General features: G+C 72.9%; 16 protein-coding genes and 1 tRNA gene. 13 read left to right on the top strand and 4 right to left on the bottom strand.

Annotation, left to right across the window (positions count from 1 at the left end; all coding sequences use genetic code 11):
- Positions 1 to 70 precede the first annotated feature (70 nt).
- The 6 genes from shc (at position 71) to FGW37_RS26840 (ending at position 8,372) form a co-directional block, all read left to right on the top strand.
- Positions 71 to 2,104: a squalene--hopene cyclase gene (gene shc, locus FGW37_RS26815; protein WP_179083396.1), complete on the top strand. Its 2,034-nt coding sequence runs from the start codon at positions 71 to 73 to the stop codon at positions 2,102 to 2,104.
- A complete protein-coding gene (locus FGW37_RS26820) occupies positions 2,104 to 2,754 on the top strand; it encodes a phosphorylase family protein (RefSeq protein WP_179083397.1) in 651 nt (216 codons plus the stop codon). Before shc ends, FGW37_RS26820 begins: the two co-directional genes overlap by 1 nt.
- 5 nt (positions 2,755 to 2,759) lie before the next feature.
- Positions 2,760 to 3,782, top strand: coding sequence for an adenosyl-hopene transferase HpnH (hpnH, locus tag FGW37_RS26825; protein ID WP_168093759.1), 1,023 nt, complete (start codon positions 2,760 to 2,762; stop codon positions 3,780 to 3,782).
- Positions 3,783 to 3,805: 23 nt separating this feature from the next.
- Positions 3,806 to 4,954, top strand: coding sequence for a flavodoxin-dependent (E)-4-hydroxy-3-methylbut-2-enyl-diphosphate synthase (gene ispG, locus FGW37_RS26830; protein ID WP_179083398.1), 1,149 nt, complete (start codon positions 3,806 to 3,808; stop codon positions 4,952 to 4,954).
- 77 nt (positions 4,955 to 5,031) lie between these two features.
- Complete coding sequence (dxs, locus tag FGW37_RS26835; RefSeq protein ID WP_179083399.1) at positions 5,032 to 6,960, top strand: 1-deoxy-D-xylulose-5-phosphate synthase; 1,929 nt, start codon at positions 5,032 to 5,034, stop codon at positions 6,958 to 6,960.
- Positions 6,957 to 8,372, top strand: a complete 1,416-nt coding sequence (locus FGW37_RS26840) for an aspartate aminotransferase family protein (RefSeq protein WP_179083400.1) — start codon at positions 6,957 to 6,959, stop codon at positions 8,370 to 8,372. Before dxs ends, FGW37_RS26840 begins: the two co-directional genes overlap by 4 nt.
- Here the strand turns inward: FGW37_RS26840 and FGW37_RS26845 are convergent.
- Positions 8,369 to 9,175, bottom strand: coding sequence for a tyrosine-protein phosphatase (locus FGW37_RS26845; RefSeq protein ID WP_179083401.1), 807 nt, complete (start codon positions 9,173 to 9,175; stop codon positions 8,369 to 8,371). The two genes, FGW37_RS26840 and FGW37_RS26845, sit on opposite strands and share 4 nt — an antisense overlap.
- Before the next feature lie 210 nt (positions 9,176 to 9,385).
- Between FGW37_RS26845 and FGW37_RS26850 the strand changes: the two genes are divergently transcribed.
- Positions 9,386 to 10,177, top strand: a complete 792-nt coding sequence (locus FGW37_RS26850; RefSeq protein ID WP_058042624.1) for an SGNH/GDSL hydrolase family protein — start codon at positions 9,386 to 9,388, stop codon at positions 10,175 to 10,177.
- A gap of 26 nt (positions 10,178 to 10,203) precedes the next feature.
- Here the strand turns inward: FGW37_RS26850 and FGW37_RS26855 are convergent, their stop codons facing one another.
- A complete protein-coding gene (locus tag FGW37_RS26855) occupies positions 10,204 to 10,689 on the bottom strand; it encodes an ATP-binding protein (RefSeq protein ID WP_079110191.1) in 486 nt (161 codons plus the stop codon).
- A 115-nt stretch (positions 10,690 to 10,804) separates the two neighbouring features.
- Between FGW37_RS26855 and FGW37_RS26860 the strand changes: the two genes are divergently transcribed.
- From FGW37_RS26860 to FGW37_RS26870, 3 genes are all read left to right on the top strand, one after another.
- Positions 10,805 to 11,671 (top strand): helix-turn-helix domain-containing protein, encoded by an 867-nt coding sequence (locus FGW37_RS26860; RefSeq protein WP_179083402.1) that lies wholly within the window; start codon positions 10,805 to 10,807, stop codon positions 11,669 to 11,671.
- A gap of 3 nt (positions 11,672 to 11,674) precedes the next feature.
- Positions 11,675 to 11,932: a DUF397 domain-containing protein gene (locus FGW37_RS26865; RefSeq protein WP_058042627.1), complete on the top strand. Its 258-nt coding sequence runs from the start codon at positions 11,675 to 11,677 to the stop codon at positions 11,930 to 11,932.
- 97 nt (positions 11,933 to 12,029) lie between these two features.
- A complete protein-coding gene (locus FGW37_RS26870) occupies positions 12,030 to 12,863 on the top strand; it encodes an SAM-dependent methyltransferase (RefSeq protein ID WP_179083403.1) in 834 nt (277 codons plus the stop codon).
- 30 nt (positions 12,864 to 12,893) lie between these two features.
- Here FGW37_RS26870 and FGW37_RS26875 read toward each other — a convergent pair whose 3' ends face one another.
- A complete protein-coding gene (locus tag FGW37_RS26875; protein ID WP_179083404.1) occupies positions 12,894 to 13,475 on the bottom strand; it encodes a carboxymuconolactone decarboxylase family protein in 582 nt (193 codons plus the stop codon).
- Positions 13,476 to 13,637: 162 nt separating this feature from the next.
- Between FGW37_RS26875 and FGW37_RS26880 the strand changes: the two genes are divergently transcribed.
- On the top strand, positions 13,638 to 14,285 hold the full coding sequence (locus FGW37_RS26880; RefSeq protein ID WP_179083405.1) for an alpha-ketoglutarate-dependent dioxygenase AlkB family protein: 648 nt from the start codon (positions 13,638 to 13,640) through the stop codon (positions 14,283 to 14,285).
- A 300-nt stretch (positions 14,286 to 14,585) separates the two neighbouring features.
- Complete coding sequence (locus tag FGW37_RS26885; RefSeq protein WP_246430583.1) at positions 14,586 to 15,761, top strand: MBL fold metallo-hydrolase; 1,176 nt, start codon at positions 14,586 to 14,588, stop codon at positions 15,759 to 15,761.
- Positions 15,762 to 15,950: 189 nt separating this feature from the next.
- Here FGW37_RS26885 and FGW37_RS26890 read toward each other — a convergent pair whose 3' ends face one another.
- Positions 15,951 to 19,202 (bottom strand): amidohydrolase family protein, encoded by a 3,252-nt coding sequence (locus FGW37_RS26890; RefSeq protein WP_425506597.1) that lies wholly within the window; start codon positions 19,200 to 19,202, stop codon positions 15,951 to 15,953.
- 245 nt (positions 19,203 to 19,447) lie between these two features.
- Between FGW37_RS26890 and FGW37_RS26895 the strand changes: the two genes are divergently transcribed.
- Positions 19,448 to 19,521: transfer RNA gene (locus tag FGW37_RS26895), tRNA-Pro, on the top strand.
- The last annotated feature ends 26 nt before the right edge of the window (positions 19,522 to 19,547 follow it).

Genomic DNA, 19,547 nt, shown 5'->3' on the forward strand with positions numbered 1-19,547 from the left:
TGTTGCGGCGCCGGCCGACGGAGCCCCCAGGAAGGCAGAGAAGGAAGCTCACTGCAAAAAAGGGGAAACCATGACAGCGACGACCGACGGAAGCACCGGGGCCCTGCCGCCCCGCGCTGCCGCGGCCACCGACAGCACCACAGCGCAACAGCACACCGCACACGGCACGGAACGGCCCCCGCTCCAGGAGGGTGAGGCGCCCGGCCCGCTCGCCGCCGCCGAGCGGGCCACGGCCCGCGCGGTCGATCACCTCCTCTCCCGCCAGGACGAGCAGGGGTGGTGGAAGGGCGACCTGGAGACCAACGTCACCATGGACGCCGAAGACCTGCTGCTCCGTCAGTTCCTGGGCGTCCAGGACGAGAAGACCACCCGCGCCGCCGCGCTCCACATCCGCTCCGAGCAGCGCCCGGACGGCACCTGGGCCACCTTTCTCGGCGGGCCCGGCGAGCTCTCCACCACCATCGAGGCCTACGTCGCCCTGCGGCTCGCGGGGGACGCCCCCGACGCCCCGCACATGGCCGCCGCCTCCGCATGGATCCGCGGGCAGGGCGGCATCGCCGCCTCCCGGGTCTTCACCCGCATCTGGCTCGCCCTCTTCGGCTGGTGGAAGTGGGAGGACCTCCCCGAACTGCCGCCCGAGATCATGTTTCTGCCGAAGTGGTTCCCCTTGAACCTCTACGACTTCGGCCAGTGGGCCCGGCAGACCATCGTGCCCCTGACCGTCGTCTCCGCGAAGCGCCCCGTGCGCCCCGCGCCCTTCGCGCTCGACGAGCTGCACACCGACCCGGCCCGGCCGAACCCGCCGCGCCCGCTCGCCCCGGCGGCCAGCTGGGACGGCGTCTTCCAGCGGCTCGACAAGGCCCTGCACCACTACCGCCGGTTCCCGCTGGGCCGCCTGCGCCGCCTCGCGCTCGACTCGGCCGCCCGCTGGATCATCGAGCGCCAGGAGAACGACGGCTGCTGGGGCGGAATCCAGCCCCCCGCCGTCTACTCGATCATCGCCCTGCACCTCCTCGGCTACGACCTGGACCACCCCGTGCTGCGCGAGGGGCTCAAGTCGCTGGACCGTTTCGCCGTCTGGCGCGAGGACGGCAGCCGCATGATCGAGGCCTGCCAGTCCCCGGTGTGGGACACCTGCCTGGCCACCATCGCCCTCGCGGACGCCGGAGTGGCGCCCGACCACCCGGCGCTGGTCAAGGCCGCCGACTGGATGCTGGACGAGCAGATCCACCGCACCGGCGACTGGGCGGTGCGCCGCCCCGGGCTGACCCCGGGCGGCTGGGCCTTCGAGTTCCACAACGACACCTACCCCGACATCGACGACACGGCCGAGGTCGTGCTGGCCCTCAAGCGGGTCCGGCACCCCGAGCCCGCGCGCGTGGAGACGGCCCTCCGGCGGGCCGCCCGCTGGAACCTGGGCATGCAGTCGAAGAACGGCGCCTGGGGCGCCTTCGACGCGGACAACACCAGCACGCTGCCCAACCGGCTGCCCTTCTGCGACTTCGGCGAGGTCGTCGACCCGCCGTCCGCCGACGTCACCGCGCACGTCGTCGAGATGCTCGCCTTCCTCGGCGAGCGGCACGACCCGCGCACCCGGCGCGGCGTCGAGTGGCTGCTGGCCGAACAGGAGGAGAGCGGCGCCTGGTTCGGCCGCTGGGGCGTCAACTACGTCTACGGCACCGGGTCGGTGGTGCCCGCCCTCGTCGCGGTCGGCATCCCCGCCTCGCACGCGGCGATCCGCCGGGCCGTGCGCTGGCTGGAGGGTGTGCAGAACGACGACGGCGGCTGGGGCGAGGACCTGCGCTCCTACCGCGACCCCGAGTGGATCGGGCGCGGCACCTCCACCGCCTCCCAGACGGCCTGGGCCCTGATGGCCCTGCTCGCCGCCGGCGAGCGGGAGGGCAAGGCCGTGGAGCGGGGCGTGGCCTGGCTGGTGGAGACCCAGCGCGCGGACGGGTCCTGGGACGAGCCGCACTTCACCGGCACCGGGTTCCCCTGGGACTTCTCCATCAACTACCACCTCTACCGGCAGGTCTTCCCCGTCACGGCCCTCGGCCGCTACGTGCACGGGGAGCTGTTCACCCCCGACCGCCTGGAGGCGTGATGACGAACGGCACGGGCAGTCCCGGCCCCGCACCGCTGCTGGTCGCCTGCGCGCTCGGCATCGAGCGCCTCGCCCTGCGCGGGGGCGGCCCGGGCGGGGCGGCCGGGCCCGTGACCGTTTTGCGGACCGGCATGGGACCGCAGGCCGCGGACCATGCCGTCACCCGTGCCCTGTGCGACCCGGCGATGCGCGAGGCCGCGGTCGTCGCCACGGGTTTCTGCGCCGGCCTGGCCCCGGGAATGCACCCCGGCGACCTGGTCGTCGCCGACGAGACCCGGGACCGCGCGGGCAGCACCGAGTGCACGGGCGTCGAGCTGCTCGCCAAGGAGCTCGCCCGTGCCGTGCCCCGGCGTGTCATCCACACCGGGCCCCTCGTCGGCTCGGACCACGTCGTGCGCGGTGCGGAGCGGGCCGCCCTGCACGCCGCCGGCGCGGTCGCCGTGGACATGGAGTCCGCGGCCACACTCCGAAGCGCCGTGCGTGCGGGTCCGCGCCCGGTTGCGGCCGTCCGGGTGGTCGTGGACGCTCCAGAGCATGAACTCGTCCGGATCGGGACGTTGCGCGGTGGAATATCGGCTTTCCGGGTTCTGCGCACCGTCCTCCCGGCTTTTATCGAATGGCACCGTTCTTTACTGCTCCCCAGGAGGTGAGCCAGATGGCCATGCCACTCCGCCAGTCCATCCGGGTAGGAACGTACCTTTTTGAACAGAAGCTCAGGAAGCGCGAGAAGTTTCCGCTGATCGTCGAGCTGGAACCGCTTTTCGCCTGCAATCTCAAGTGCGAGGGGTGCGGGAAGATCCAGCACCCCGCCGGGGTGCTCAAACAGCGCATGCCGGTCGCACAGGCCGTCGGCGCCGTGCTGGAGTCCGGGGCGCCGATGGTCTCCATCGCGGGCGGCGAGCCCCTGATGCACCCGCAGATTCATGAGATCGTGCGCCAGCTGGTGGCGAAGCGGAAGTATGTCTTCCTTTGCACCAACGCCATGCTCCTGCGCAAGAAGATGGACAAGTTCACCCCGTCCCCCTACTTCGCGTTCGCGGTGCACATCGACGGGCTGCGCGAGCGGCACGACGAGTCCGTCGCGAAGGAGGGTGTCTTCGACGAGGCGGTGGAGGCCATCAAGGAGGCCAAGCGGCGCGGCTTCCGGGTCACCACCAACTCGACCTTCTTCAACACCGACACCCCGCAGACCATCGTCGAGGTGCTCAACTTCCTCAATGACGACCTCAAGGTCGACGAGATGATGATCTCGCCCGCCTACGCCTATGAGAAGGCTCCCGACCAGGACCACTTCCTGGGGGTCGAGCAGACCCGGGAGCTTTTCAAGAAGGCATTCTCCGGGGGGAACCGGGCGCGCTGGCGACTCAATCACAGCCCCCTGTTCCTGGACTTCCTGGAGGGCAAGGTCGACTTCTCCTGCACCGCCTGGGCGATCCCCAACTACTCCCTCTTCGGATGGCAGCGCCCCTGCTATCTGATGAGCGACGGCTACGTCCCGACGTACCGGGAGCTGATCGAGGAGACCGACTGGGACAAGTACGGCCGCGGCAAGGACCCGCGCTGCGACAACTGCATGGCCCACTGCGGATACGAGCCGACCGCCGTCCTCGCCACCATGGGCTCGCTGAAGGAGTCGATCCGCGCGGCCCGCGAGAGCGTCGCCGGGAACCGGAGCTGACGGCCGTGGCCTCCGCGGGACCCGTGTCCCTCGGGCTCCCCGGCGTGCCGGCCCGGCCGCTCGCGGTGCGCCGCCCCTCGCGGCGCATCCAGGTCGGGTCGGTCGCCGTGGGCGGCGACGCACCCGTTTCGGTGCAGTCGATGACCACGACGAGGACGTCGGACATCGGTGCCACGCTCCAGCAGATCGCGGAGCTGACGGCGTCGGGCTGCCAGATCGTGCGGGTGGCCTGTCCCACGCAGGATGACGCGGACGCGCTGCCGGTGATTGCGAAGAAGTCGCAGATCCCGGTGATCGCGGACATTCACTTCCAGCCGAAGTACGTCTTCGCGGCGATCGATGCCGGGTGTGCGGCGGTGCGTGTGAACCCGGGCAACATCAAGCAGTTCGACGACAAGGTCAAGGAGATCGCGAAGGCGGCCTCCGAGGCGGGCACGCCGATCCGTATCGGTGTGAATGCGGGGTCGCTGGACCGGCGGCTGCTGCAGAAGTACGGGAAGGCGACGCCGGAGGCGCTGGTGGAGTCGGCGCTGTGGGAGGCCTCGCTGTTCGAGGAGCACGGGTTCCGGGACATCAAGATCTCGGTGAAGCACAACGACCCGGTGGTGATGGTCAATGCGTACCGTCTGCTGGCGGCGCAGTGTGACTATCCGCTGCACCTGGGTGTGACCGAGGCGGGTCCGGCGTTCCAGGGGACGATCAAGTCCGCGGTGGCGTTTGGTGCGCTGTTGTCGGAGGGCATCGGTGACACCATCCGTGTGTCGCTGTCGGCTCCGCCGGCGGAGGAGATCAAGGTGGGTATGCAGATCCTGGAGTCTCTGGGGCTGCGTCAGCGTCGTCTGGAGATCGTTTCGTGTCCGTCCTGTGGTCGTGCGCAGGTGGATGTGTACAAGCTTGCGGATCAGGTCAGTGCTGGTCTGGAGGGTATGGAGGTGCCGTTGCGCGTCGCGGTGATGGGCTGCGTCGTCAATGGTCCGGGTGAGGCCCGTGAGGCCGACCTGGGTGTCGCCTCGGGTAATGGCAAGGGGCAGATCTTCGTGAAGGGCGAGGTCATCAAGACCGTGCCGGAGTCGAAGATCGTGGAGACCCTCATCGAGGAAGCAATGAAGATCGCCGATGCCATGACGGCGGACGGAGCCCTCCCCGGGGCGCCGCACGTCACCGTGGCCTGAGACCGGCGACCCGCCACCGTAGGAACAGCGACCGTGCGGCCGCCCGGCCCAGGCCGCAAGACGAGGAGGGGGCCCGCGTGTCGTTGCTGGAGAACATCCGCAGTCCGCGCGACCTGAAGACCCTGGACGCCGAGGAGCTGACCGAACTGGCGGAGGAGATCCGCCACTTCCTCATCCACGCCGTCGCCAGGACCGGCGGCCACCTCGGCCCCAACCTGGGCGTGGTGGAGCTCACCATCGCCCTGCACCGCTCTTTCGACTCACCGGCCGACCGCATCCTGTGGGACACCGGCCACCAGTCGTACGTCCACAAACTGCTCACCGGCCGCCAGGACTTCTCCAAGCTGCGCGGCAAGGGCGGCCTGTCCGGCTACCCCTCGCGCGAGGAGTCCGAGCACGACGTCATCGAGAACAGCCACGCCTCCACCGTCCTCGGCTGGGCCGACGGCCTCGCCAAGGCCAACCAGGTCCTCGGCCGGTGGAACCGCCACGTCGTCGCCGTCATCGGCGACGGGGCCCTGACCGGCGGCATGGCCTGGGAGGCGCTCAACAACATAGCCGCCGCCGAGGACCGGCCGCTGATCATCGTCGTCAACGACAACGAACGCAGCTACGCCCCCACCATCGGCGGCCTCGCGGACCACCTCGCCACGCTCCGCACGACCGACGGCTACGAACGCTTCCTGTCCTGGGGCAAGGACGCGATCCAGGGCCTGCCCGCCATCGGCAAGCCCCTCTACGAGTCCCTGCACGGCGCGAAGAAGGGCTTCAAGGACGCCTTCGCCCCGCAGGGCATGTTCGAGGACCTGGGTCTTAAGTACCTCGGCCCGATAGACGGGCACGACGTCGCCGCCGTCGAGTCCGCGCTGCGCCGGGCCAAGCGCTTCCACGGCCCCGTCCTCGTCCACTGCCGTACGGAGAAGGGCCGCGGCTACCAGCCCGCCCTGGAGGACGACGCCGACCGCTTCCACACCGTCGGCGTGATCGACCCGCTCACCTCCCGGCCGCTGGCCCCGCCCGCCGGCCGCTCCTGGACCTCGGTATTCGGCGACGAGATGCTCGCCATCGGGGCCGAGCGGCCCGACGTGGTCGCCATCACCGCCGCGATGCTCCACCCCGTAGGGCTGACGAAGTTCGCCGAGGCCTTCCCCGACCGCGTCTGGGACGTCGGCATCGCCGAGCAGCACGCGGCCACCTCCGCGGCCGGCCTGGCCACCGGCGGTCTGCACCCGGTCTTCGCCGTCTACGCCACGTTCCTCAACCGCGCCTTCGACCAGGTGCTGATGGACGTCGCCCTGCACAAGTGCGGCGTGACCTTCGTCCTGGACCGGGCGGGCGTCACCGGCACCGACGGGCCCAGCCACAACGGCATGTGGGACATGTCGATCCTGCAGGTCGTCCCCGGCCTGCGGATCGCCGCCCCGCGCGACGCCGAGCAGCTGCGCGCCCAGCTGCGCGAGGCCGTCGAGGTCGAGGACGCACCCACCGTGATCCGCTTCCCGAAGGAGAGCGTCGGCGAGCCCGTCCCGGCCCTGGCCCGCGAAGGCGGCATGGATGTCATCGCCCGCCCCGCGCCCGGCGGCGAGGAGGCACAGGTCCTGATCGTCGCGGTCGGCGCCATGGCCGGCGTGTGCCTGGAGGCCGCCGACCTCCTGGCCGCCCGCGGCACCCCCTGCACCGTCGTCGACCCGCGCTGGGTCAAGCCCGTCGACGCCGCCCTGCCCCCGCTCGCCGCGCGCCACCGGGTCGTCGCGGTCGTCGAGGACAACAGCCGTACCGGCGGCGTCGGTTCGGCGATCGGGCAGGCGCTGCGCGACGCCGGCGTCGACGTGCCGCTGCGCACCTTCGGCATCCCCGAGCAGTTCCTGCCGCACGCCAAGCGCGGTGAGGTCCTGGCGGACCTCGGGCTCACCCCCGCCGAGATCGCCGGCCGGATCAGCGCCGCTCTGGCCCGCAAGGAAGAAGCCGCGAAGACCCCCGCGGCCGTGAAGGAGAACGACGCATGACAGCCGACACAGCCGGTGCCGCCGCCGGCGGCAAGGGCTTCGACCTCACCCGGATCCTCGCGGAGCGCGGCGGCGAGCGGTACGACCTGCACGCCCGGCACCTCAACCACCAGCTGCCGCGCATGCTGCACACCATCGGCTTCGACAAGGTCTACGAGCGGGCCGAGGGCGCCTACTTCTGGGACGCCGACGGGCAGGACTACCTCGACATGCTCGCCGGCTTCGGGGTGATGGGCGTCGGCCGGCACCATCCCGTCGTCCGCAAGGCGCTGCACGACGTCCTCGACGCCTCGCTCGCCGACCTCACCCGCTTCGACTGCCAGCCGCTGCCCGGCCTCCTCGCCGAGAAGCTGCTGTCGTACGCGCCGCACCTGGACCGGGTGTTCTTCGGCAACAGCGGCACCGAGGCGGTGGAGACGGCCCTGAAGTTCGCGCGGTACGCGACGGGCAGGCCGCGGGTCCTCTACTGCTCCCACGCCTTCCACGGCCTGACCACCGGCTCGCTCTCCGTCAACGGCGAGGACGGCTTCCGGGACGGCTTCGCGCCCCTGCTGCCCGACACGGCGATCCCGCTCGGCGACCTCGCCGCCCTGGAGCGGGAGCTCGCCCGCGGCGACGTGGCCGCCTTCGTCGTCGAACCGATCCAGGGCAAGGGCGTCCACGAGCCGCCCGCCGGCTTCCTGCGCGCCGCGCAGGAGCTGCTCCACCGGCACAAGGCGCTGCTCATCGCCGACGAGGTGCAGACCGGAATCGGCCGCACCGGCGACTTCTTCGCCTACCAGCACGAGGCGGGCGTCGAGCCGGACCTGGTCTGCGTGGCCAAGGCGCTCTCGGGCGGCTACGTGCCCGTCGGCGCCACCCTCGGCAAGGACTGGATCTTCAAGAAGGTCTACTCCTCCATGGACCGGGTCCTGGTGCACTCCGCGAGCTTCGGCTCCAACGCACAGGCGATGGCCGCCGGGCTCGCGGTGCTCTCCGTGATGGAGGACGAGCAGATCGTCGCGGGCGCCCGGCGCACGGGCGACCTGCTGCGCGGCCGGCTCGCCGCGCTCGTCGGCAAGTACGAGCTGCTGCACGACGTCCGCGGCCGGGGCCTGATGATCGGCATCGAGTTCGGCAAGCCGTCCTCGCTGGGGCTGCGCAGCCGCTGGGCCATGCTCCAGGCGGCCCGCAAGGGCCTCTTCGCGCAGATGGTCGTGGTGCCGCTGCTGCAGAAGCACCGCATCCTCACCCAGGTCTCCGGCGACCACCTGGAGGTGATCAAGCTGATCCCGCCGCTGATCATCGGGGAGCGCGAGGTGGACCGCTTCGTGGACGCCTTCACGGCCGTCATGGACGACGCCCACGGAGGGGGCGGCCTGCTGTGGGACTTCGGGCGCACGCTGGTGAAGCAGGCGGTGGCGAACCGTTAGTCGGTGAGGAGCCGCTCCTGCAACCGCTCACGGGCCGCCGGGGCGAGCCCCAGACCGTCGGCCAGGTACCGGTCGGGCGAGCCCCACGTGGCGTCCATCTCGTCGAACGCCGCGTGGAGGTACGCGGCGCGCGCCTCGAACATCGGCGACAGCAGCTCCGCGATCTCCCGGTCCTCGGGCCCCGTCGACTCCGGTGCGCGCCGCATCCGGTAGCGCCGGTGCGGCGCGTTCGACTCCAGGTAGTCGGTCTCGATCGCCTCGCGGCCGACGCCGAGGGCGAGCAGGGTGACCGCGACGCACAGCCCGGCGCGGTCCTTCCCGGCCGCACAGTGCATCAGCGCCGGCACGCTGTCGTCGGCGAGGGCGTGCAGGACGTGGCCGAGCTCGGCCGTGCGGCCCGTGACGACCTCCCGGTACGTCTCGGCCATCCGCTCCGCGGCTCTGCCGCCGTCCAGCACGCTCCGCAGGTGCCCGAGGTCGCGGGCGCGCACCATGTTCCAGAACTCGGCGCCGTGGGCCGGGTCGTTGAGGGGGAGGTTGACGTTGCGGACGCCGGTGAGCTCGACGTCGGGCCCGTCGAGCGCGATGTCGGCGTCGTTGCGGAAGTCGAAGACCGTGTGCAGGCCGAGCGAGCCGAGGAAGCGCGCGTCGTCCTCGGTGGCGTGGGCGAGGTGCCCGCTGCGGAAGAGGACGCCGTGCCGTACCCGCCGTCCGCCGGCGGCCGGCAGACCGCCGAGGTCGCGGAAGTTGCGCACCCCCGCCAGCTCGGGCTCGGTGGACGGCACATGCGGCGTCTGCGTCACGGGCGCTCCCAGGGCTAGGCCGCCGGCCCTGCTCGCCGGCGAAGCGGTTCAACGACCTTACGACACCGGTTGTACGGCCAACCGCCCCGCTGCGGTAGCCGCGCCGACGTATTCCGCGCACACGGACTTCTCGGGGTGGGATACATCACGGCTCGTCAACCCCTGGTTACGGTGGCGTAGGTCACTCCCCGCGAGGAAAGATGTACCGACGTGGCAGACGATTCGAATTCATTCAGCAAGAGCGCGATCGGGTCGTACGCAGCCGTCGGGGACAGCTTCACCGAAGGCGTCGGCGACCCGGGTCCGGACGACACCTTCATCGGCTGGGCCGACCGACTGGCCGTACTCCTCTCCGACCAGCGCGCCGAGCACGACTTCCGCTACGCCAACCTCGCCGTGCGCGGCCGTCTCCTGGACCAGATCGTCGCGGAGCAGGTGCCCCGGGCGAAGGAGCTAGGCCCGGACCTCGTGACATTCTGCGCGGGCGGCAATGACATCCTGCGCCCGGGCAGCGACCCGGACGCCGTGGCCGAGCGCTACGAGAAGGCCGTCGCCGAGCTGGCCTCCTCGGTGGGCACCGTCCTGTTGTGCACCGGCTTCGACACCCGCGGGATGCCCGTGCTGCGGCACCTGCGCGGCAAGATCGCGACGTACACGGCCCACGTCCGGGCCATCGCGGACCGGCACGGCTGCCCGGTCCTGGACCTGTGGTCGCTGCGCTCGGTGCAGGACCGCAGGGCGTGGAGCGACGACCGGCTCCACCTCTCGCCCGACGGGCACACGCGGGTCGCCCTGCGGGCCGCCCAGGTGCTCGGCCTGGAGGTGCCGGCCGACCCGGACCAGGCCTGGCCGGACGAGGACCACCGCTCGCCCGCCGAGGTGCGGCGCGACAACATCCACTGGGCGCGCGAGCACCTGGTGCCGTGGATCGGCCGCCGGCTGCGCGGCGAGTCCTCGGGGGACCACGTGGAGCCCAAGCGGCCGGATCTCCTGCCGCTGTAGCGCCTTTCGGGCCGCCGGGATGCCTTTCAGGGGGAGAGCCGCCCGGCGGCGAGGTCGGCCCAGACGACACGGCCCCGGCCGCTGTCGTCGGGCCGGACCCCCCATGCCTGCGACAGCGCGCCGACGAGCAGCAGGCCCCGGCCGCTCTCCTCGTCCGTCCCGCTGCACCGGGCCCGCGGCTCCGTCGGGGTGCGGCCCTGGTCGCCCACCTCTATGCGCAGATGCGCACCGAGCACCCTCAGCTGACAGCTGACGTTCGCGCTGTCCGTGTGCCGGACCGCGTTGGTGAAGAGCTCGGACACCACCAATTGGGCGTCGTCGCACGCCACTTCGTCGATGCCCCACTCCCGCAGTTGTGCGAGGACCCGTTTTCGCGCGGCTGCCACCGAGGCGCCACGAGCCGGGAAGTGGAAGGCGTCCTGCAGACGTACGGCCATGGAACAGCCGAAGCGCCCGAGCGAAGGTGCGTCATGGGAGGGGACCACGCCGTAACTATGTGCGATACGGCTCATGTGTGGCAAGGTTCAATCTGCAAATTGCAGAATCGTCAGGTCAGTCTGTCGGCTCCGGGGGGTGCGTGACAGACTGCGGGCATATGACAACCGGCGGGCATGGAGGGGGAGAACAGTGGCGGAAGCGCGTCCGGCGGGCGCACCGACCGTCCTGCGGGTCGTGCTCGGCAAACGGCTGCACGACCTGAGGGAGAAGGCCGGTCTCTCCTACGAGCAGGCGGGCCGCGCCCTCGACGTCACCCACGCCACCGTCCGCAGGATGGAGAAGGCCGAAGTCGGCCTGAAGCTCCCCTACGTGGAGAAGCTCCTGCGGGTCTACGGCGTGAGCGACGCCGAGGAGGTGGAGGGCTTCCTCGCCCTCGCCCGCGAGGCCAACCGCCCCGGCTGGTGGCACCGCTTCCGGGACGTCCTGCCCGAGTGGTTCAGCGCGTTCGTCAGCCTGGAGGGCGAGGCCAACCTCATCCGGGCCTACGAACCGCACTACGTCCCGGGCCTGCTGCAGACCGAGCGCTACGCACGCGCCGTGCTCCGCGCCGGCATGCCGCACGCCCCGGAGGCGGACGTCGAGCGGGCGGTCGCCGTCCGCCGGGAGCGCCAGTCGCTGCTGACCCGCGAGGGCGCGCCGCTGCTGTGGGCGGTGATCGACGAGACGGTGCTCCGCCGGCCCATCGGCGGGCCGGACATCATGCGCGAGCAGGTCGCCCGCCTCGCCGAGGCCACCGCCATGCCCAACGTACGGCTGCAGATCATGCCGTTCGCCGCCGGGCCGCACCCGGCGATGTACGGACCGTTCCACATCTTCCGGTTCCCGCTCCCGGAGCTGCCGGACATCGCCTACGCCGAAAACCTCGTCGGCGCCTCGTACTTCGACCAGCGCGACGACGTCTCGGCCTTCCTGGAGGCGCTGGACCGCATGTGCGCGCAGGCCGCGCCGGCACACACCACCGAGGCAATCCTGGGTGGGATTCGTAAGGAGATCTGAACCATGGATCGCATCTACAACGGCATGCCCGCCACCGACCTCGGCACCGAGGGGTGGAGCAAGCCGTGGAGCGGCGGCAACGGGGGCTCGTGCGTCGAGGCCCTGCGGCTGGGCGACGGCCGGATCGCCCTGCGCCAGTCCACCGACCCCGGGGGCCCCGCGCTGATCTACACGCGTCACGAGATGGAGAGCTTCATCAACGGCGCCAAGGCGGGCGCGGCGGACTTCCTGCTCGCCGGCTCCGGCGCCGCCTGCGAATGACCCCGCAGGGCACGTGCACGGCACCGCCGGGCGGCCCGGGCCGCCGGTGCGCCGCGGCGTCACCCCCTACCGCGCAACCAACCGAACGGAGCACCGCATGAGCCAGCAGGGCTTCGCGGCCGAGGACATCGACACCAGCCGGCCGCACCCGGCGCGGATGTACGACTACTACCTCGGCGGCTGGGACAACTACGAGGTCGACCGGCAGGCCGCCGAGCACGTCATCCAGGCGCACCCGCAGGTCCGGCTCTCCGCCCGGGCCAACCGGGCGTTCCTGCAGCGCGCCGTGCGGGAGGTCGTCCGCGGCGGCGTCCGGCAGATCATCGACATCGGCACGGGCATCCCCACCTCGCCCAACACCCACGAGGTGGCCCGGGAGGTCGCACCGGACGTCCGGGTGGCCTACGTCGACAACGACCCGATCGTCGCCACCCACGCGGGCGCCAAGCTCACCGGCACCGGGCAGGCCGGCTTCGTCCTCGGCGACGTGCGCGACCCGGCGGCGATCCTGGCCCGCCCCGAGGTGCGCGAGCTGATCGACTTCGGCGAGCCGGTGGCCCTGCTGCTCGTGGCCGTCCTCCACTTCGTCACCGACGAGGAGGACCCCGCCGGCATCGTCGCGGCCTTCGCCGACGCGCTCCCCGCCGGCAGCCACCTCGTGCTCTCCCACGCCACGGCCGAGCCGTACGAGGGGTACGCGGACGGCTACACCGACGTCAAGGCCCGCGACCGGGTCGTCGGCACGTACCGGAACGCCACCGCCGGCCTCAACCTGCGCGACCGCGCCGCCGTCGAGCCGCTCTTCGGGGACTTCGAGCTCCTGGACCCGGGGCTGGTCCGGGTGCCGCTGTGGCGGCCGGACGGGCCGGTCCCGGGCCCGGCGGAGCTCAACGACACGATCTTCTACGGGGGAGTGGGCCGCAAGGGCTAGCCGGCGGTGAGGGCTAGTCGGCGGTGAGGGCTAGCCCGCCGCCGGGGCCGTGTCCGCCTGCGGGCGGGCCGGGATCTCGCAGCTGTCCTTGAAGCCCTGGCTGTGCAGGCCGAGCGCCGCGTTCGTGCGCGAGCGGAGGTTCTCCACCGCGATCATCGCGGTCAGCTCGACGAACGCGGCGTCGCCCAGGCGCAGCCGCAGCCGCTCCGCCAGGTCGTCCTCGACGGCCGGCGGGGTGGCGGTCATCGCCTCGGCGTACTCCAGCACGTCGCGCTCCAGCGGGGTGTACAGGCCGCTGTCCCGCCACACCGGGATGTCGCGCAGCTTCTCGTGCGTCATCCCGTGCCCGCGGTTGACCCAGTAGCCGAAGTCCATGCACCACGAGCAGCCGATCGCCGCCGCCGACGCCATCTCGGCCAGCGCCTTCAGCTGCGGGTCGAGCTTGTTCCAGCGGGCCAGCGACATCTCGAAGCGGGACGTCGTGAGCAGCACGCGCCGGTTGTGGGCGGCGGCCATGAGCGGCTCCAGCACCTTGCCGTAGGTGCGCCTGCTGTACCACTGCACGAGCCGGATCAGCGGGGTGCGGTGCGGGGTGAGCGAGATCCTGGCCATGGCGGGTCCTCCATCGGGACGGGGTGTGCTTGCCTGTGCCCGTACGACGGACCGGACCCGCCGATCCGTGACATCCCGCGCCGCCGCCCCGGTGAGACGGTCGTCACACCGTCCGGCGGAGGGCCGGCGGAGGGGCGCCGGAGCCGTCCTAGGCTGGACGGCATGGACGACGAGCTCTTCCCCCGGCCCCGGACCGAGGTCGCCCCGGGAGCGGTCCACGTCCCCGGCTGGCTGGACCTCGCGGCCCAGCAGCGCCTGCTCGACGCCTGCCGCACGTGGGCGCGGCCCCCGGCCGGCCTGCGGACCGTCCGCATGCCGAGCGGCGGGCGGATGTCCGTGCGCACCGTCTGCCTGGGCCTGCACTGGTACCCCTACGGTTACGCCCGCACCGTCGTGGACGGGGACGGCGCACCCGTCAAGCCGTTCCCCGGGTGGCTGGGGCGGATGGCCGTGCAGGCCGTCGCCGACGCGTACGGCACGCAGCCGGAGCCCGCCGCGTACGACATCGCCCTGGTCAACTTCTACGACGCCCACGCGAAGATGGGCATGCACCAGGACGCGGACGAGGAGTCCACGGCCCCGGTCGTCTCCCTGAGCCTCGGCGACAGCTGCGTCTTCCGCTTCGGCACCCCCGCCGGCCGCGGCCGCCCCTGGACCGACGTCGAGCTGCGCAGCGGCGACCTCTTCGTCTTCGGAGGCCCCTCGCGCCTCGCCTTCCACGGGGTGCCGCGCACCCGTCCCGGCACCGGCCCCGCCGCGCTCGGCCTCACCGGCCGGCTGAACCTCACCCTCCGTGTGAGTGGGCTCTGAAAAGACCATGCGGGGATTTCGTGTGCTGTTCGGAAGAAGCCCTGCACAGAAGGCCGGTGGCAATGCTGCACGGGAAAATTCACGTGCATCTGCGCGCGCGACCCTGCACAGTGGATCCCCGGCACTGCGCCGGCCGCGCGTCCGGGCTCATATCACGGGGGTGAGCCCGGAGGCGCGGGCAGCCGGAAGTTCACCGACACCTCAAGAAGAGGCAGCCCGGCCGTCGCCCGGGGGCCGCCGCGAGCCCGCCGGGCGGGGCGGATAATGGCACGACCTGGCCGCATTCGCCCTGGAGGTGCCGTGACCGGCTCCCGCCCGACAAGCTCACCGCTCGACGCCCTGCGCCCGGCCGCATTCGGCGCGGACCCGTCCGGGGAGCGGATGGCGCGCATCCGGCGGTCACCGAACTTCGCCGACGGCGTGTTCACCAACCCCGTCGGCGCCGAGCGCACCCCCTCGGCCGCCCTGCTGAAGTTCCTGCCCACGTACTTCCGCGCGGAGCAGCGGGCCCGCCGGGCACCGGGCGGCACCGTACCGGTCCACCCGACCACCGTGGCCGACCTCGCCGTCCCCGCCACCTCCGGGCTGCGGCTGACCTGGATGGGCCACTCCAGCGTGCTGGCCGAGATCGACGGCGCCCGCGTGCTCTTCGACCCCGTCTGGTCGGAGCGTTGCTCCCCCTTCGCCTTCGCGGGCCCCAAGCGCCTGCACCCGGTGCCGGTGCCGCTGAGAGAGACCGGGCCCGTGGACGCCGTGGTCATCTCCCACGACCACTACGACCACCTGGACATGGCGACCGTACGGGCCCTGTCCCGCGGCACCGGCGCGCACTTCGTCGTACCGCTGGGTGTCGGCGCCCACCTCGAACACTGGGGAGTGTCGGCCGGGCGGATCACCGAGCTCGACTGGCACGAGACGGCCCGCGCCGCCGGCCTGTCCTTCACCGCCACCCCCGCCCGGCACTTCTGCGGCAGGGCGCTGCGCAACACCCAGCACACCCTCTGGGCCTCCTGGGTCGTGGCCGGCTCCGAGCACCGGATCTTCCACAGCGGCGACACCGGATACTTCCCCGGCTTCGCGGACATCGGCGCGCAGTACGGCCCGTTCGACGCCACCATGATCCAGATCGGCGCCTACTCCGAGTTCTGGCCGGACATCCACATGACGCCGGACGAAGGCCTGCAGGCCCACGCCGACCTGCAGGGCGACGCCTCCCGCGGAGTGATGCTGCCCATCCACTGGGGCACCTTCAACCTCGCCCCGCACCCCTGGGAGGAGCCCGCCGAGGGCTCCCTCGCCGCGGCCGCGCGCCACGGGGCCCGGATCGCGATCCCGCGACCCGGGCAGCCGTTCGAACCGGCGGACGGCCTGCCGGCCGACCCGTGGTGGCGCGCGGTGGCGGTCCGCCCGGCGGCGGACCCGCTCGTGCGGGGCGCGGCGACTGCCGCGGTGGGGGAGGTCTCCCTGCGGGCGTGAGCGGCGGGCGCCCGGGCCGGTCCGGCACCGCCGCACGCGTATCGGGTGGTCACGCGCCGCTGCGGCGGAGAACGGGAACGGGCGGCGCGGCGTCCGTCCGCAGCTCTTCGTCCCGCCGCAGCGGTGCGTAACCCCCACGACGTGACCGGCGGTGCCGTACCGGGCCCGGGGGTCCGGATCAGCGCACCGTCACAGGTTGAGCTCCACGTCGCAGCAGGAGTCCCGCCGGAGCTGCCGCGACACGGCGAGCCACGCGTCGGCGGCGGCCCGCACCCCGGGCGGTGCCGCCGGAGCGCCGGCCGCTCCGTACGCCGCGACCAGCCGCGCCTGCTCGAACGGCACCCCGCCGCGCAGCACCGAAGCCGTCCGCACCAGCGCGTCGAAGTCCGTGAACGGATCGCCGTCCACCACCGTCACGTCCGCGAGCTTGCCGGGCTCCAGCGTGCCCAGGTCCCGGTCCGCGCCGAAGACCCGCGCGGGCAGCACGGTCGCGGTCCGCAGCGCCTGCGCCGCGGACAGCCCGTAGCGGTGGAGGGCCCGCAGCCCCAGGTGCAGGGCGAGACCCACGGGCACCAGCGGCGCGTCCGTCCCCAGGGCCACGGTGCCGCCGCCCGCCAGCACCCGGCGGTAGACGCCGATCTCGCGCTCGAGGGTGGCCAGCTGGTCGGCGGTCGGCCGGGCGGCCGCGGTCCGGCGGACGACCTCCACGTCCCACGGGGGCATCAGCTTCGTCACCCGCGGGTCCTGCGCCAGGGCCGGCGCCTCGCCCAGCAGCGGCACCGAGGTGAACATCGTGGCGACGAGGTGGAAGTCCCTGCGCGTGTAGATCTCCTCGACGTCCTGGTAGGCGCGCCCCGACGCGGTCGTCGCGTGCCCGAACTCCAGCCGCTGCGTGGCCTGCAGATGCGTCGTCAGGTCCTGGCCGAGCTGGACGCCCGGCGAGAGGAGGTGGCTGCCGGCGCGGACCCCGAGCCGCTCGTGCGCGAAACGGGCCGCTTCCTCCATCACCCAGCCGGGCGCGCGGACGTAGGTCTTGACGAAGTCCCAGTCGAGGGCCGCGGCGCGGGACAGCGACCGGTGCAGCCCTTCGCGGGTGCGGTGCGCCCGGCCCATGCTGTACGCGACGCGCGAGCCGTCGAGCAGCTCCCCGGTGGTCAGCATCCGCGGTCCGGCCAGCTCGCCCGCCGCCACGGCCTCGCGGATGCGCGCCTGCTCGTAGGCGCCGCCGCCGAACGAGACCGCGGTGGTGATCCCGTAGGCCAGCTGCAGCGCCGTCTGCCGGCCGCCGTACGTGTTCTGGTACGGGTGGGTGTGGGCGTCCCACAGGCCGGGGATCACCGTGCCGGAGGAGGCGTCGACGGTGCGGACGGCCGCGCGCCGCGCCCGGTGGGGCTCGACGGCGTCGATCCGCCCGCCGCGGACGACCAGGTCGACGTCCTCGCGGACGGCCTCCCCGGTGCCGTCCCAGAACCTGCCGGCGTGCACGACCGTGTCGGCGGGGACCGGGCGCCGGTAGTCGAGGGGGATGCGGAGCGTACGGGTGGACGCGTCGTGGACGTCGAGGAGGCGCAGCCGGCCGTCGGCGGCCAGGTAGAGGATCTTCCGGGAGTCCCCCGACCAGGAGGGGTGATCGGCCGCGCCGTCCGTGAGCCGGCGCGGCTCGCCGTCGGGGGTGCCGTCGGGCCGCACCGGCAGCAGCCACAGGGCGGACTCGGAGATCACCGCCATGTGGCGGCCGTCGGGCGACCAGACGGGCCCGCAGTCGTAGCGGTCGGCGATCGAGGTGTGCGGGGCGAGCGCGTGCAGGCGGGCGCTGCCGTCGGCCGTGTCGACGACCCGGATGAGGTTGTACCCCTCACGGAACCGCTGGTTCAGCCGGTTGCGGTCGCACAGGGCGACGTACCGCCCGTCCGGGGACCAGCTCGGTCTGCCCGGCAGCCCGCCGCCGCCCAGGGGGGAGGCGAGCACCCGGTCCGTGCCGGCGGCGAGGTCGCGCACCACGAGCCCGCCGGTCAGGTCCAGGGCGGCTAGCCGCCGGCCGTCGGGGGACAGGACGGGGTAGGCGCGGCCGCCCCCGGCCAGCTCGGTCTCCTCGCCGGAGGCGAGATCGTGACGGCGCGCGGCGAGCAGGCCGCCGCGGTCGTCGGCATAGACCAGGGACCGGCCGTCGGGGCTCCAGACGGGCCCGAAGACGTAACGCGAGGGATCGGACTTCACGACCCGGCGCGGCGGCCGCCCGCCCGCGACGTCGGCGACCCAGAGCGCATTGAGCGCGGCGAAGGCGACCCGGCGGGCGTCGGGCGAGAGGGCCGGGAGGTGCAGGGAGCGGACGCCGTGCACGCCGCCGCCGTCGAGGTCGTACCGCTTGGTGCGGTAGCGCGGCCGGGCGACGGGCAGACGGCCGAGGAAAGGGATGACGCGGGCGTCCTGCGGCGCCTCCGGGCGGACGACCCGGAACGTGCCGCCGACGGTCAGGAGCAGCTCGCCGGCCGAGACCCAGCGGGGCGGGACGGGCTCGACGTCCCCGTCGACCGGGACGGGCGCACCGCCGACGACCAGGGTGCAGCCGGCCTTGGGCGCGGCGGTCGTCCGCAGGTAGGCCAGGCGCCCGTCCGGCGCGACGGCCGGGGTCATGACCTGCGCGGCCTCGGTCTCGGTGTGCTCGGCCCGCACCGGCCCGTGCCCGTCGGCGGGGACGGACGCGATCGTGCGGGCCTCCAGCGCGGTCCCGGCGACGCGGGCGCGGACGAACAGCAGCCGCGAGCCGTCCGGCGACCACACGGGGTCGAAGTCCTCCCACGCGCCGTCCTGCAGCGGCCCCTCCTGCCCGCCCACCCCGGTGACCTGGGCGAGCGCACCGCTGCGTACGTCCACCACCCACACCCGGTACGGGCTGCCCGTCACCGGGTCGCCGCCCCGCTCGGAGGCGAAGGCGATCCGCGTGCCGTCGGGCGACCAGGCGGGCCCGCGGTCGTCCCACGGCCCGTCCGTGACCTGCCGCAGCCCGCTGCCGTCGGGCCGCAGCGTCCAGATGTGGAAGCCGCCGCCGCGGTAGGCGCAGACGGCCAGCCGCCGGCCGTCGGGCGAGTGCACGGGCCGGGTCGGCTCCAGATCGGCCGGGGTGATGGCGACGGCCTCCCCGCCCTTGCGGGGCAGGGACCACAGCACGTTCTGCACCTCGGCGACCAGCCGGTCCCCGGCGGGGGACAGGCTCGCCGCCCCGTTGGTGGCGGCCATGAAGGACAGCACCCCGCCCCCGCCCCCGGCAGGCGCCGCCGCGGCCCCCGCCGCCGGCAGCGCCCCCGCAACCCCGGCCACCGCCGCGGTCCCGGCCGCGGCCTGCAGGAACCTGCGCCGGGAGAGGGCGGAGGGGGACGGGGATGAGGAGGGGGAGGGGGAGGAGAGGGGCGAACGAGGGGCCGGAACGTCCGAGGTGGCCAACTGTCCTCCTGGGCCGGGGGAGTTGCAGCGCAGCGCGAGCGGCGTCGGGAGCCCGATGGTCCCACGGGGGGCGGGAGGGCGGTCAACACCGCGCGGGGCGGCCGGGGCGACAGCCACCGCCAAGCCGCACAAAAAGAACATTCCGTGCCGATCGCCCCATGGAAGCCGTGCGCGATCACCCCGTGAAGTGCGGTATTGTTCTCGTGCGCGGTCGGCAAGGGCGAAAGCCCGGGCCGGGCAAGCACCGGGACGTGGCGCAGTTTGGTAGCGCACTTGACTGGGGGTCAAGGGGTCGTGGGTTCAAATCCCGCCGTCCCGACACGTGGAAGCACCCTCTGACCTGGG

Origin of the sequence: Streptomyces rectiverticillatus (assembly GCF_013394065.1) — a bacterium.
In the GTDB taxonomy this organism is placed as follows: domain Bacteria; phylum Actinomycetota; class Actinomycetes; order Streptomycetales; family Streptomycetaceae; genus Streptomyces; species Streptomyces rectiverticillatus.